Origin of the sequence: Streptomyces sp. NP160 (assembly GCF_006335115.1) — a bacterium.
GTDB lineage: Bacteria > Actinomycetota > Actinomycetes > Actinomycetales > Quadrisphaeraceae > Quadrisphaera.
Map to the genome: position 1 here is coordinate 50,877 of NZ_VDMJ01000005.1, position 13,993 is coordinate 64,869.

Here is a 13,993-nt window from a genome sequence, read left to right on the forward strand (position 1 = left end):
GACCGTGGAGGACCCGTGGAGCTCTACCTCGACACCGCGGACCGCGAGGCCGCCGCGCCCCTGCTGGCCACGGGCGTCTTCCGGGGGATCACCACCAACCCGGTGATCCTGCAGCGCGCGGGCCTGGGCAGCGACGACGTCCCCGCCGTCCACGACTGGGCCGTCGGCCACGGCGCGCAGGTGGTGTTCCTGCAGACCTGGGGCGCCACCGCCGAGGAGATGGCCGGGCGCGGGCGCCGGCTCGCGGGCCTGTCCGAGCGCGTGGTGGTCAAGCTGCCCGCGACGCTCGACGGCACCACGGCCTGCGCCCAGCTGGCGGCGGAGGGCGTGCCGACGCTCCTCACCGCGGCCCACACCACCGCCCACGCCGTGCTGGCCGGCGCCGCCGGCGCCCGCTGGGTGGCGCCCTACGTCAGCAAGGTCGACGACGACGAGGGCCGCGCCGTCGACGTCGTGGTGGCCATGCACCGCGCGCTCGCGGGCAGCGGCACCGCCGTGCTCGCCGCGAGCCTGCGCAGCCTGGACGCGGTGGGCGCCCTCGCCGCGGCGGGCGTGCCCGCCGCCACGATCGGCACCGCCCTCGCCGAGGAGCTGTTCACCCACCCGCTGACCCTGGACGCCGACCGGCGCTTCCACGAGGCCGCCGGCTGAGGCGCCGGCGCAGCCCAGCCACCCACCGCACCGCCCTGCACCGACACGGAGGCACCGATGCCCGACCAGGCCACCGCGCTGAACGCCCAGAACCTCCCCGAGATCGGCACGCGCGTCCCGGTGCCCGGCTACGACAGGTCGGCCGTCACCGCGGGCGTCGTCCACTTCGGGGTCGGCGGGTTCCACCGCGCGCACCAGGCGATGTACCTCGACCGGCTCCTCGCCGACGACTTCGACGCCGCCCGGCACTACGGCATCTGCGGCGTGGGGGTGCTCCCCGGCGACGCGCGCATGCGCGACGCCATGGCCGCCCAGGACCGCCTGTACACGCTGGTGCTGAAGCACCCCGACGGGTCGCTCGAGCCGCGCGTCATCGGCTCGGTGGTGGAGTACCTGTTCGCCCCCGACGACCCCGAGGCGGTGGTGGAGAAGCTGGCCGCCCCGACCACGCGGATCGTCTCGCTGACGGTCACCGAGGGCGGCTACAACCTCGACGACAGCACCGGCGCGTTCGTCACCGACACCCCTGCCGTGGCCGCCGACGCCGCGGCCGGGTCCGCCGCCGAGAAGCTCACCACGGTGTTCGGCCTCGTGGTGGAGGCCCTGGTGCGCCGCCGTGAGCGCGGCCTGGAGCCGTTCACGGTGATGAGCTGCGACAACCTGCAGGGCAACGGCCACCTCGCCCAGACGGCCTTCTCCGCGTTCGCGTCCCTGCGCGAGGAGGGGCTGGGGGAGTGGGTTCGCGAGCACGTGCGCTTCCCGAACTCCATGGTGGACCGGATCACCCCGGCGACCACCCCCGACGACGTCGCGCTGGTGGAGCGCGAGTTCGGCATCGCCGACGCGTGGCCGGTGGTGTGCGAGCCGTTCACCCAGTGGGCCCTGGAGGACGCCTTCGGCGCCGGCCGGCCCCCGCTGGAGGAGGTCGGGGTGCAGGTGGTGCCCGACGTCGAGCCGTACGAGCTCATGAAGCTGCGGCTGCTCAACGCCAGCCACCAGGCGCTGGCCTACTTCGGGCGCCTGCTCGACCACGAGCTCGTCGACGGCGCCGCGACGGACCCCGACCTGCGCCCCTTCGTGCGGGCGTACATGGACGCCGAGGCCACGCCCACGCTCGCCCCCGTGCCCGGGGTGGACCTCGAGGAGTACAAGGACACCCTCGAGGAGCGCTTCGGCAACCCCCACGTGCGCGACACCACCGCGCGGCTCGCCGCGGAGAGCTCCGACCGCATCCCCAAGTGGCTGGTCCCGGTCGTGCGCGCGAACCTGGCCGCGGGCCGCGACGTCCACCGCGCTGCCGCCGTCATCGCCAGCTGGGCGCGCTACGCCGAGGGCGTCGACGAGCACGGCGAGCCCATCACCGTGGTCGACCGCCGCCGGGAGCGGGTCCTCGAGGCGGCGCAGCGCCAGCTCGGCGACGACCCGCTGGCCTTCGTCCGGGACCGCGAGCTCTTCGGCGACCTCGCCGACGACGAGCGCTTCACCGCCGCCTACCTCGACGCGCTGCGCGGCCTGCACGACGACGGCACCCGTGCGACCCTGCGGAGGGTCCTGCGACAGTGACCCCCATGGCCGACCCGGTGGTCCGCAGCGCGCCTGCCGCGCCGTCGTCCGGATCGTCGCGGGCGGGGCGCGCCACGCTCGTCGACGTCGCCGCGGCGGCGGGCACGAGCGCCTCCACCGTCTCGCGCGTCCTGCACGGCGGCGCCGGGGTCACCGACGAGCTCGCCGAGCGGGTGCGCAGGGCCGCGCGCGAGCTCGGCTACTCCGTCAACCGGCAGGCGCGCACCCTGCGCCGCGGCAAGGACACCGCCATCGGCGTCGCCCTGGAGGACTTCACCATCCCCTTCTTCGGGCGCATCGTGGCCCAGGTCGAGCAGGCCGCTCACGAGCGCGGCTACGGCGTCGTCATCACCTGCGCCGGCTCCGGGCGCTCGGAGGAGGAGGCCGTCGAGCCGCTGCTGTCCCGCAGCGTCGCGGGACTCGTGGTGGCCACCGGCACCGCCGGCGCGCCGGAGGGCTACCTGGCCGAGCTGGCCGCGGAGCTGCCGGTGGTGCAGGTCGACGCCGTCGCCGCGAGCGCCCACTCCGACACGGTCGGCATCGACAACGAGGCGGCGGGCCGGCTGCTCACCGAGCACCTCATCGCCCACGGGCACCGCCGGATCCTCTTCGTCGGCTCCGGTCCGGCGGCGACCACGGTGCAGCTGCGCCGGCGCGGCTACGAGGCGGCCATGCGCGAGGCCGGCCTCGAGCCCCTCTCGACGTGGCTCGGGTACCTGCCGAGCGAGACCACCGAGCGCGCCGTGGACGTGCTGCGCGAGCACGCGGGCAGCAGCGCCCCGGACGGCGGGATCACCGCCGTGCTGTCCGGCGTCGCCCGGGTCACCATGGGCCTGGCCTCCGCCATGGCCCGCCTCGGGCTGCGCGACCTCGCCTACGCCGCCGTCGACGACCTGGCCGGCGCCGACGCCTTCAGCCCGCCCCTGACGGTGCTCGAGCAGGACGTCGAGGCCATCGGGGCCCGCGCCGCCCAGCTGCTGTTCGCCCGCATCGACGGTGACCGGCGCCCCCCGGTCCACGAGCAGGTCCCGCTCCGGCTCATCGTCAGGGGCTCCGGGGAGCTGCCCCCGCGCGCGCCGCGCTGAGGCGGGGTGCGGACGCACTCGTAGGGTGGGGGTGTGCTCGTGGCCCTCGACGTCGACGGGACGATCGTCGACCACGACCTCGGCCTGTCCGACCGCGTCCGCGACGCCGTCCGCGACGTCGCCGCCGCGGGCCACCACGTGGTGGTCGCCACCGGGCGCTCCCTGGCCTCGACCCAGCCGGTGCTGGACGCCCTCGGCCTCGACTCCGGCTACGTGGTGTGCAGCAACGGCGCCGTCACCGCCCGCCTGGACCCGGCGCTGCCCGGGGGCCACGAGCTGGTGGACGTCGTCACCTTCGACCCGGCCGAGGCGCTGGAGCTGCTGCACTCCGAGCTGCCCGACGCCGCCTTCGCCGTGGAGGTCTCCGACGGGGGCGTGCTCGTGGCCGGTGCCTTCCCCGACGGGGAGCTCGACGGCGCGCTGCGGGCTGTGGAGTTCGCCCAGCTGGCGGGGCAGCGCGCCACCCGCGTGGTGGTCCGCAGCCCCGAGCACACCACCGCCGACTTCGTCGAGCTGGTCGGCCGCGTCGGCCTGCACGGCGTGAACTACGCCGTCGGCTGGACCGCCTGGCTCGACCTGGCGCCGCTCGGCGTCACCAAGGCCAGCGCCCTGGAGCCCGTCCGCGCGCGGCTCGGCGTGCCGCGTGCCGCCACCCTCGCCGTCGGTGACGGCCGCAACGACGTCGAGATGCTGCGCTGGGCCGCGCGCGGCGTGGCCATGGGGCAGGGCCCGGTGGAGGTCCGGCAGGCCGCCGACGAGGTGACCGCCGGGGTCGCCGAGGACGGCCTGGCCGACGTCCTCGAGGGCCTGCTGGTGCGGGCCGCCTCGTGAGCCCCGTCGTGAGCGCCCGGTGACCGCGACCGAGCGCGTGCGCCTGGTCGCCACCGACCTCGACGGCACCGTGGTCCGTCGGGACGGGAGCATCTCGCCGCGCACCCGTGCCGCCTTCGACGCCTGCCGCGCGGCGGGGGTGCACGTCGTGGCCGTCACCGGCCGGCCGCCGCGCTGGGTGGTCGACCTCGCCGACCTGTTCGGTCCCGTGGTGGTGGTCTGCGCCAACGGCGCCATCACGTTCGACCTGGGCACGCGCACGGTCCTCGGCTCGCACACCGTGCCTCCGGCCGCGGTGCTCGAGGCGGTGCCCGCGGTGCGCCGGGAGCTGCCCGGCGTGTCCGCCGCCCTGGAGACCCTGGAGGGCTTCCGCCACGAGCCCGCCTACGTGCCCCGCTACGACGCCCGCCGCACCGCCGTGGTCGGTGAGCTGCCCGAGCTGCTCGCCGACGACCCGGGCGTGGTGAAGCTCCTGCTGCGCGAGGAGAGCACACCGTCGGACCGCCTCCTCGACGTCGTCAGGCGCGCCGCCGGGCACCTCGTCGAGCCCACGCACTCCGGCATGGACGGGCTCGTGGAGGTCTCCGCCCGCGGCGTGAGCAAGGCCAGCGCGCTCGCGGAGCTGGCGGCCGGGCTCGGCGTCGACGCCTCCGAGGTCGCCGCCTTCGGCGACATGCCCAACGACCTGCCGATGCTGCGCTGGGCCGGCCACTCCTACGGCATCGGCGGCGGGCACCCCGACGTGCTGTCCGCCGCGGGCGGTGTGACGGCCCCCTGCGAGGAGGACGGCGTGGCGCAGGTGCTCGAGCGCCTGCTCGCCTCCACCTGACCTGCCCCGCCTGACCCGCTGCCGAGCGCCCGGTCGCGGTTCCGCGGGGGGCGACGCTCGGTCAGGCCCTGACGAGGGCCTCCACCTGGGCCACCGCTCGGTCGGCGGCCGCGGCGCCGGTGGGGTCGGACAGCACGGACGGGTCGGTGCGCGCGCGCACCCTCGCCATGGTCACCGCCTCCGCGGCCTGGGCCGCGAGCGTCGCCGCCCGGGACAGGCGCGCGTGGTGCTCACCCGCGGCGCCGCCGGGGACCTCCAGGCCCGCGCTCGGCGCCGCCGCCTGCTCGGCCGCGCAGGCGGCGCGCACCTCGTCCAGGCAGACGGCCAGCCGCGCGCCGCACAGCTCGAGCGCGTCGCGCAGCGGGCCGCCGGGCACCCCCTCCAGCAGCTGGTGGTACCGGTCCACGGCGCGGCGGAACCTGTCGTGCAGGCGCCGCCACACCCCGCCCTCACCCAGCTCGAGGTCGTCGGGGGAGCGGCGCGCGAGCACATCGCGCAGTCGCCTCCTGGGGGGCATGCGCCGGTCAGCCGCTCAGAGGTACTGGCCGGTGGACCCCTGCCCCGGCTGGCCGGGCCCGCCGGGCCCGCCCGGACCCGGCGGCAGCGCCCGGCGCATCTGCTCCAGCTGCGAGCGCGCCGCCACCTGCTGCGCGACGAGCGCCGTCTGGATGCCGTGGAAGAGCCCCTCCAGCCAGCCGACCAGCTGGGCCTGCGCGATCCGCAGCTCGGCGTCCGAGGGCGTCTCGCCCTCCCCGAACGGCAGCGAGATGCGCCGCAGCTCGGCCACCAGCTCCGGGCTGAGCCCGTCCTCCAGCTCGGCCAGCGAGCGCTCGTGCACCTGGGCGAGGCGCGCACGGCCCGCCTCGTCGAGCGGTGCGCCGCGCACCTCCTCGAGCAGCTGGCGCACCATGCTCCCGATCCGCATCACCTTGGCCGGCTGCTCCACGCTGCCGACGGCGCGGGCGGCCTGGGAGTCCTCCCCGCCCGCTGACAGCGCCGTCCCGGAGACCACCACCACGGGGTCCGCCTGCTCCTGCTGACCACCCGACTGCTCGCTCACGCGACGCTCCTCTCCCAGACCAGAAGGACCTTGCCCACGTGCGCGCCCGCCTCGAGGTCGGCGTGGGCGCGGCGCACCGCGTCCGCCGCCGCGGCCGACGTCCCGCGCGGCACCGCCACCCGCTCGGAGACCACGGGGCGGACCGTGCCCTCCGCGACGAGCGGCCACACGTGCTCGACCACGCTCGCGCAGATCGCCGCCTTGCCGTCGGGCCCGTCCACGGGCCGCGCGCGCAGCGTGGCGCCGAGCAGCGACAGGCGCTTGGACGTCATGAGACCGAGGTCGAGCTCCCCGCGCCGGCCCCCCTGCATCCCCACCTGCACCAGCCGCCCGCCGGTGGCGAGCACCTGCAGGTTCCGCTCCAGGTAGGGACCGCCGACGACGTCGAGGACGACGTCCGCCCCGCGCCCGCCCGTGGCCGCGCGGACCTCCTCGACGAAGTCCTGGCGCGAGTAGTCCACCAGCACGCTCGCCCCGAGGTCGGCGCACGCGCGCAGCTTGCGCTCGCTGCCGGCGGTCACCGCCACCACGGCGCCGGCCTGCCGCGCCAGCTGGACGGCCATCGTGCCGACGCCGCTCGCGCCGCCGTGCACGAGCAGCACCTCGCCGGGGCGCAGCCCCGCGCTCATGAACACCGTCGACCAGACCGTGGCGGCCACCTCGGGCAGCGCCGCGGCGTCGACGAGGTCGAGCCCGGCGGGCACGGGCATGACCTGGCCCGCGGGCGCCACCACGCGCTCGGCGTACCCACCGCCGGCCAGCAGCGCGCACGCGGCGTCGCCCACGCGCAGCTCGGTGGAGTCCTCGACGCCCTCGCCGAGCGCGGCCACCGTCCCGGAGACCTCCAGGCCCAGCACCCCGCTGGCGCCCGGGGGCGGCGGGTAGCGGCCCTCGCGCTGCATGAGGTCGGCGCGGTTCACCCCGGCGGCGACCACGTCGAGGAGGACCTCACCGGGACCGGGCTCCGGGTCCGGCACCTCGGCCAGCTCCAGCGCCTCCGGGCCCCCGGGGGATCGGACCAGCACGGCACGCACCCCAGCGACCCTACGCAGGCCCGGCCCCACCCGCCCTGCGGAGGCGCTCCCGCTGCTCGAGGCGCTCGAGGTCCCCCGGGGCGTCGACGTCCGCGAGGACCCCCTCCGCCACGGGCACCTCCACGAGGTCCTCCCCGGAGGGCAGCAGCCGCGCCGCGGCCAGCCCCGCCAGTCCCCGCTGACCGCCGAGGGCGGCCACCCGCCGCGCCAGGGCGCCGGCGCGGTGCGCCGCCACCAGCACCTGCCGCCGCCCTCCGCCGTCCACCGCCACAGCCGTCGCCGCCGGCGGCCGCCCCGGCGTCCCGGCGAGCGCGTCCAGGAGCACCGGGACCGCCGCCGCCGCGTGCGGGGCGTCCCCGGGGAGCACGACGACGACGGCGGGCCCGTCACGGCCGTCCTGCCCCCCGGCGCCCGGGGGCCGCACCCCCAGGGCCGCGACCCCTGCCGCCAGCGCCGCCGCGGGGCCGCCGCCCGGGGGCTCCTCCCGGCACCACAGGACCGGGCGTCCCACCTGCAGCGCGAGCTGCCGGGGCGGACCCACCAGCGCGGCCGGGACGCCGGCGGGCAGGCCGTCCAGCAGGTGCTCCAGCAGTCCGCGGCCGTCCAGCAGCAGCGCGGGCTTGTCCGCACCGCCCAACCGGGAGCCCGTGCCGCCCGCCGGCACCACGACGCCCCAGGCCAGGCCCCGGGCAGGCTCCTGTGCAGCGTGCTGGGCAGCGTCCTGGGCCCCGGTGGGGGCGGGCCCGTCCGGTCCGAGCGCGGCGGTGTCGGGGCCCGCCGGGGGGTCGGTCGGTGTCGGCACCGGAGGATCGTCCCGCGAGCCGCCCGCGGCCGGGCCGTCGACGCGAGCGCAGACCTGGGAGAGGATGTGCCCGGAGTGCGCCGGTCGTGCGACGGGCCCACTCCTCGTGAGCACGCTCCTCGGAAGGTGGACATGGTCCGCAACCTCAGCATCCGGTCCCGGATCCTGGCCGTGCTGGCCCTGCCGGTCCTGGTGCTCGTGGCGGCGGCGGCCGTCTTCTCCTGGAACGGCTTCACCGCCGCCCGCGACGCCGCCGCCCTGCAGCGCGCCGTGCAGGCCGCCAGCGACGCGCCCGCGCTCGTGGCCGCCCTGGACGCCGAGCGCACGGCCTCCACGCGGGTGCTCGACGGCGACCCCGGCGCGTCCGAGGACCTCACCCGGGCCCGGGCGTCCACCGACGCCCTGCTCGACACCACCACCCGCTCCCTGCAGCGGGTCGACGCGCAGCGCATCGGCGAGGAGCCCGCCCGGGCCGTGGCCGCGGCCCTGGCCACCACCGGCCAGGTGCGGGACGTCCGCGCCCTCGTCGACCAGGGCCGGCAGAGCGCCACCCTGGTCTCCGCCGCCTACGAGACCGCCATCGGCGCCCAGAGCGAGCTGCCCGGCGCCCTCGCCGAGGACGCGGACCCGGCCGGCGCCGACGCGCTGCGCGCGGCCACGGCGGTGCAGCAGCAGGCCGGGCTGCTGGCCGACCAGCGCGACGTCGGCACCCGGGCCCTGTCCACCAGCGGCGGCATCTCCACCTCCGAGCGGTCCAGCCTGCTGGGCCTGACCGCGCAGCTGTCCACCAACCGCAGCGAGGCGGTCCGCCTGGCGCGCAGCGCGGGCGTGCAGATCCCCCAGCCCAGCGTCGCCTACGTGCAGCTGCGCACGGCCCTGGAAGCCGACGAGGGCGCGGGCTTCGGCCTGCCGTCCGTGGAGTCCTGGCGCTCGGCGGTCAACAGCGAGATCGCCGCCCTCGGCCCGTCGGCGCAGGCCCTGTCCGCCGCCGGCGTCGACGCCGTGGCGGCGCAGGCCGCCAGCGCCCGCACCACGGCCGTCGCCGTCGCCGGGGGCGCGCTGGCCGCCGTCGTCGTCCCCCTGCTGATCGCCCTGCTGATCGCCCGCAGCATCACCGGGCCGCTGCGCGCCCTCACCCGCGCCGCCGGGCAGGTGCGCGAGCGCCTGCCCCGCCTCGTGGAGGCCGCCCACTCCGGGGACGGCTCCGACGACGCGGAGGAGGTCGAGCTCGAGCCCATCCCGGTGCGGGGGCGCGACGAGGTGGGCCGCCTGGCCACCGCCTTCAACGAGGTGAACGCCACCACCGTGCAGGTGGCGCGCGAGCAGGCGGCGCTGCGCGGGGCCATCGCGAGCACCTTCGTCACCGTGGCCCGCCGCGACCAGGCCCTCCTGTCCCGGCAGCTGTCGTTCATCGACTCCCTCGAGCGCGCCGAGGAGGACCCCCAGACCCTGGAGGAGCTCTTCACCCTCGACCACCTCGCCACCCGCATGCGCCGCAACGCCGAGTCGCTGCTGGTGCTGGCCGGCATCGACAGCGGGCGCCGGCTGCGCGCGCCGATGCCGCTGTCGGACGTGGTCCGCACGGCCTCGAGCGAGATCGAGGACTACCGCCGGGTGGACCTGGCCCTCGGCGCCGACCCGGCCGTGCTGGGCCACCTCGCCCTGCCGGCCGCCCACCTGCTGGCCGAGCTCCTCGAGAACGCCACCCGCAGCTCCGACCCCTCCACGCGGGTGCGGGTGGCCACCTCGCCCTCTCCGGGCGGCGTGCTCCTCACCGTCACCGACGAGGGCATCGGGATGACGCCGGCGCAGCGCGCCGAAGTGGCCGCGCGGCTGGCCGACCCGTCGGCCAGCGCAGCGGTCGGGGCCGCGGAGCTCGGCTACTTCGTGGTGGGCCGCATCGCCCGCCGCCTCGGCGCCGCCGTCGAGGTCCACGCGGGGGTCTCGCGCGGCACGGTGGTGGCGGTCTCGCTGCCGTCGGCCGTGTTCGCCGGTGCGGTGCAGGCCGCCGACCCCGGCGTGCGCGCGCCGCAGCCCGCGCTGCCGGTGCGAGCCACCGCCACCGGTGCACTCCCGGCGGTGCGGCTCCCGGAGTCCGCCCCCGCGGCCGCCCGCGGCCCGGTGCCGGCGGCGGCCCGCGCCGCCGCGCCGCTCGCCGCGGCGCCGTCCGCGACGACCAGGACCGGCAGCCTGCCGCGCCGAGCACCTCGCGCCGCGCAGGCCGCTGAGGCCGCTCAGCGGGCGCGGGCCGCGACGGGCCCGCTGGCCGCGGCGCCCGCCGCCCCCCTCACGGGGGTGCCGGCAGCACCCGCCCCCGGCAGCGACGCCGCCGGTGCCCCTCCCCTCGCACCGTCGGACCCGGCCGTGGCGCGCCGCAGCGCGGTCTTCCGGACCTTCACCGCGCGCCGCGGCGAGCTCCAGCCCCCCACCGGCGCGCCGCACGAGATCGACCTGACCGCGCTGCGCGCACCGCTGGCGCCCGTCACCCCTGCCGCACCGGCTGCCGCCGCCCCCGCCCGGCCGGCGGAGCCGCTCGCAGCGCTCACCGAGGCCGTCGAGCCGTACGCACCCACCGCCACGGCGACCGGCGGCGCCCCGGTGCTGCCCGCCCGCGAGGCGGAGCGCGCCCGCGGTGACCACGCCGCTCCGAAGCGCGGGCTGTTCGCGCGCCGGCCCGCGCGCCCCGAGGACGCCGCCGCCCCAGCCCCCGCCGATGCGCTCCCCTCGCAGGCCGCTCCGGGGCACCGGACCGGGGACGCGGTCCCCGTGGGCGCTCCGGACGCCGCCGAGGTGAGGCCCATGACGCGCCGCGAGCTGCGGGCGCTCGAGGCCAGCGGCCGCTTCCCGGCTGTGCGCGGCCAGCGCGGCGCGGGTCAGCGCACCGGGCAGCAGCGGGCGGTCCTGCCGGCCGCCCCGCAGACCCCGCCGGCACGCACCCCGGCCCCGCTGCCGGAGCCCGTCGCCTCGCGACCGGCTCCGGCCCCCGCAGCCCCGCCGCTGGCGCCCGTTCCCGTCCCGGTCACCGCGGCGACCGCGGGCCCCGCCGGTGCCGCTGGACCCGCTGGTCTGCCCGCCGGTCTGGTGCTCCCGCCGGCGGACGCGCCGTTCCAGCCCGTCTCCGGCACGCGGGCCGAGGCCGGCGCGGCGCTGCCGCGGCGCTCGACCGGTGTCCGCCCCGTCCCCGAGGCCGCGCCCGAGCGCGCCGCGGGCTGGCACGCGCAGCCGGGCGCACCGCTGCGGCCGCTGCGGTCCATGCCCCCCGCCACGGGCGTCTCGCCCGCGCTGGCGTCCTTCGAGACGGGCCGCATCCCGCGGGAGCCGTACCGGCCGGCCGCGCTGTCGACGGGCAGCGCGCCGCTGGTCAGGCGCGCCCCCTCGGGAGTCCCGGCCGCGCCGTCGCGCCCGGTCGGCGGGCAGCACCCGCCCCGCCGCCGCGAGCCGTCGGAGGTCCGCAGCATGCTGGCCGGCTACACGAGCGGCGTCAGCCGCGCCCGCCGCACGCCCGCGGGCGCCTCGAGCGACACCCAGACCAAGGAGGAGCGGTGACGGCTCAGACCGGACAGACCCTGCAGGACGGCCAGGGGCCGGCGGGGGGCGAGACCACCGCCGCCGGCTTCAGCTGGCTCCTCGACGACTTCGTCCGCCGGGTCCCCGGCGCGCGCAACACGCTGGCGGTGTCCGCCGACGGCCTGCTCATGGCGATGTCGGCGGACCTGGACCGCACCGAGGGGGACCAGCTCTCGGCGATCGTCGCCGGCATGTCCAGCCTGACGCGCGGCGCCGCCCGGCAGCTGCGCGGCGGTGAGGTGCGCCAGGCGATCGTGGAGATGGACGAGCTGTTCCTGTTCACGATGAGCGTGTCCGACGGCTCGGTCCTCGCCGTCGTCGCCGACGCCACCTGCGACGTGGGCATGGTCGGCTACGAGATGGCGATGCTCGTCTCCCGCGCCGACGCCGCGCTCACCCCGCAGCTGGTGGCGGAGATGCGCGCAGCCCTCCCCGTGGACGGGCCCGGTCGCACCACCCGGGAGGGGTGAGCGGTGGCCACGCACGCGCCCCGCGGCCCGGGCGGCACCCCGGAGCACGCTGACGACGAGGACGGCGAGGAGCTCCCCACCGTCCGCCCCTACGCCGTCGCCGGGGGCCGGCGCGCGCCGAGCGCCGCCGAGCTGCCGCTGGAGGCGCTCGTGCAGGCCCTCCGCACCCCGGTCACGGGGATGACCCGCGAGTGCCGCAGCATCCTCGAGCTCACGGCGACCGGCTGGCTGTCGGTCGCCGAGCTGTCGGCGCACGTGCGCCTGCCCGTGCCCGTGGCGCGCGTCGTCATCGGCGACCTGCAGCGCACGGGTGCCGTGCGCGTGCACGCGCCCGTCCTCCCGCCGGTGGGCTCGGCGGGCTCCTCGCGGTCCAGCGCAGACGGCCGCGCCGGCGACTGGGCGCCGACTTCCCCCCGCAGCGTCCTGGAGAGCGTCCTCGATGGCATCAGCAGCCTCTGACAGCACCGTCACCAGCGCACCCGGCGCCACCCGGACCGACGACGCCCCGCAGGGCGCCGGCGGGGCGGCACCGACCACGGTCAAGATCGTCATCGCCGGCGGCTTCGCGGTGGGCAAGACGACCTTCATCGGGTCCCTGTCCGACATCGAGCCGCTGAGCACCGAGGCCGCCATGACGGAGCACTCGGTGGGGGTGGACGACGCCGGCGGCGTCAGCGACCGCAAGACCACCACCACGGTGGCCATGGACTTCGGGCGCATCGCCCTGCCGGGCAACCTGTGGCTGTACCTGTTCGGCACGCCGGGCCAGGACCGCTTCCTCTTCATGTGGGACGACCTGGTGCGCGGAGCCATCGGCGCCGTCGTCCTCGTCGACACCGAGCGCCTGGACCAGTGCTTCTCCGCCGTCGACTACTTCGAGCAGCGCGGCATCCCCTTCGTGGTGGCCGTGAACTGCTTCGACGGGATCGCCCGTCACGAGCTGGAGGACGTCCGCGAGGCGCTCGCCGTCCCCGACCACGTGCCGGTGCTCTACACCGACGCCCGCGCGCGGCCCGCCACCAAGCAGGCGCTCGTCACCCTCGTGCAGCTCGCGGTGCAGCAGCTCGCCGCCTGAGCGCCGCGCCGCGGGTCCGCCACCCGGAGGACCCTGACGAGGCCCCCGGAAGATCCGCACGCCGCGGGGTGTTCGATGCGTGCGTGCGCATCTACGACGACGTCACGCAGCTGGTCGGCCGCACCCCGCTGGTGCGGCTCAACCGCCTCGCCGAGGGCGCGGTGGCCGAGGTGGTCGCCAAGCTCGAGTTCTACAACCCGTCGGCGAGCGTGAAGGACCGCATCGCCGTCGCCATGCTCGACGCCGCGGAGGCCTCGGGCGAGCTGCGGCCGGGCGGCACGGTCGTCGAGGCGACCAGCGGCAACACCGGCATCGGGCTCGCGATGGCGGGCGCGGCCCGCGGCTACCGCGTGGTGCTGACCATGCCCGAGACGATGAGCCTGGAGCGGCGGGCGCTGCTGAGGGCGTACGGCGCCGAGGTGGTGCTCACCCCGGGCAGCGAGGGCATGAAGGGCGCCGTCGCGCGCGCCGTCGAGGTCGCCACTGAGCGGGGCGCGGTGCAGGTGCGCCAGTTCGCCAACGCCGCCAACCCCGAGGTGCACCGCCGCACCACGGCGGAGGAGATCTGGGAGGACACCGACGGCCGCGTCGACGTGGTCGTCGCCGGCATCGGCACCGGCGGCACCATCACCGGCGTCGGGCAGGTGCTCAAGGAGCGCAAGCCCGGCCTGCGGGTGGTCGCCGTGGAGCCGCAGGAGTCCCCGATCCTCAACGGCGGGCAGCCCGGTCCGCACAAGATCCAGGGCATCGGCCCGAACTTCGTCCCGGAGGTCCTCGACACGTCGGTCTACGACGAGGTCGTCGACGTCGACGTCGACACCTCCGTGGCCTGGGCGCGCCGCGCCGCCGCGGAGGAGGGCATCCTCGCGGGCCTGTCGTCCGGTGCCGCCCTGTCCGCCGCGGTGCAGGTGGCCAGCCGCCCCGAGATGGCGGGCAAGCTCGTGGTCGTCGTCATCCCCAGCTTCGGGGAGCGCTACCTGTCGACGGTCCTCTACAGCGACCTCATGCAGTGACCCCGGCGACCCA

The 13,993-nt window shown here is 77.7% G+C and carries 14 protein-coding genes; 10 read left to right on the top strand and 4 right to left on the bottom strand.

Translation table 11 applies throughout. The features are described from left to right. Positions 1–15 precede the first annotated feature (15 nt). The 5 genes from FHN55_RS03215 to FHN55_RS03235 are packed head-to-tail and all read left to right on the top strand — an operon-like array spanning position 16 to position 4,959. On the top strand, positions 16–651 hold the full coding sequence (locus tag FHN55_RS03215; RefSeq protein WP_180357610.1) for a transaldolase family protein: 636 nt from the start codon (positions 16–18) through the stop codon (positions 649–651). 57 nt (positions 652–708) lie between these two features. Further along, positions 709–2,214 (top strand): mannitol dehydrogenase family protein, encoded by a 1,506-nt coding sequence (locus tag FHN55_RS03220; protein ID WP_139710748.1) that lies wholly within the window; start codon positions 709–711, stop codon positions 2,212–2,214. 5 nt (positions 2,215–2,219) lie between these two features. Next, positions 2,220–3,299 (top strand): LacI family DNA-binding transcriptional regulator, encoded by a 1,080-nt coding sequence (locus FHN55_RS03225; protein ID WP_139710750.1) that lies wholly within the window; start codon positions 2,220–2,222, stop codon positions 3,297–3,299. A gap of 33 nt (positions 3,300–3,332) precedes the next feature. Beyond that, the gene (locus tag FHN55_RS03230; RefSeq protein WP_139710751.1) at positions 3,333–4,130 is read left to right on the top strand and encodes an HAD family hydrolase; all 798 of its coding nucleotides are present in this window, start codon (positions 3,333–3,335) and stop codon (positions 4,128–4,130) included. A 19-nt stretch (positions 4,131–4,149) separates the two neighbouring features. Next, positions 4,150–4,959: an HAD family hydrolase gene (locus FHN55_RS03235; protein WP_139710753.1), complete on the top strand. Its 810-nt coding sequence runs from the start codon at positions 4,150–4,152 to the stop codon at positions 4,957–4,959. A gap of 61 nt (positions 4,960–5,020) precedes the next feature. On the opposite strand, the gene FHN55_RS03240 is transcribed toward FHN55_RS03235, so the two are convergent. Genes FHN55_RS03240 through FHN55_RS03255 form a run of 4 tightly spaced genes read right to left on the bottom strand, consistent with a single transcriptional unit; the run spans position 5,021 to position 7,855 of the window. Further along, positions 5,021–5,476 carry a hypothetical protein gene (locus FHN55_RS03240; protein WP_139710756.1) on the bottom strand — a complete coding sequence of 152 codons (456 nt, stop codon included), beginning with the start codon at positions 5,474–5,476 and terminating at the stop codon, positions 5,021–5,023. A gap of 15 nt (positions 5,477–5,491) precedes the next feature. Beyond that, a complete protein-coding gene (locus FHN55_RS03245) occupies positions 5,492–6,019 on the bottom strand; it encodes a bacterial proteasome activator family protein (RefSeq protein ID WP_139710758.1) in 528 nt (175 codons plus the stop codon). Beyond that, entirely contained in the window at positions 6,016–7,053 is a 1,038-nt protein-coding gene (locus FHN55_RS03250) for an NAD(P)H-quinone oxidoreductase (RefSeq protein WP_139710760.1), read from the bottom strand. The genes FHN55_RS03245 and FHN55_RS03250 overlap by 4 nt, the downstream gene beginning before the upstream one ends. A gap of 10 nt (positions 7,054–7,063) precedes the next feature. Continuing rightward, complete coding sequence (locus tag FHN55_RS03255) at positions 7,064–7,855, bottom strand: NTP transferase domain-containing protein (protein WP_139710762.1); 792 nt, start codon at positions 7,853–7,855, stop codon at positions 7,064–7,066. 132 nt (positions 7,856–7,987) lie between these two features. On the opposite strand from FHN55_RS03255, the gene FHN55_RS03260 reads away from it, so the two are divergent. The 5 genes from FHN55_RS03260 (at position 7,988) to cysK (ending at position 13,980) form a co-directional block, all read left to right on the top strand. Beyond that, positions 7,988–11,401 carry a sensor histidine kinase gene (locus FHN55_RS03260; protein WP_139710764.1) on the top strand — a complete coding sequence of 1,138 codons (3,414 nt, stop codon included), beginning with the start codon at positions 7,988–7,990 and terminating at the stop codon, positions 11,399–11,401. 20 nt (positions 11,402–11,421) lie between these two features. Further along, on the top strand, positions 11,422–11,892 hold the full coding sequence (locus tag FHN55_RS03265) for a roadblock/LC7 domain-containing protein (protein WP_139710968.1): 471 nt from the start codon (positions 11,422–11,424) through the stop codon (positions 11,890–11,892). Between the two features lie 3 nt (positions 11,893–11,895). Then, positions 11,896–12,351 (top strand): DUF742 domain-containing protein, encoded by a 456-nt coding sequence (locus FHN55_RS03270; RefSeq protein WP_139710766.1) that lies wholly within the window; start codon positions 11,896–11,898, stop codon positions 12,349–12,351. Then, positions 12,332–12,967: an ATP/GTP-binding protein gene (locus FHN55_RS03275; RefSeq protein WP_139710768.1), complete on the top strand. Its 636-nt coding sequence runs from the start codon at positions 12,332–12,334 to the stop codon at positions 12,965–12,967. Before FHN55_RS03270 ends, FHN55_RS03275 begins: the two co-directional genes overlap by 20 nt. An 83-nt stretch (positions 12,968–13,050) precedes the next feature. After that, a complete protein-coding gene (gene cysK / locus FHN55_RS03280) occupies positions 13,051–13,980 on the top strand; it encodes a cysteine synthase A (protein WP_139710770.1) in 930 nt (309 codons plus the stop codon). The last annotated feature ends 13 nt before the right edge of the window (positions 13,981–13,993 follow it).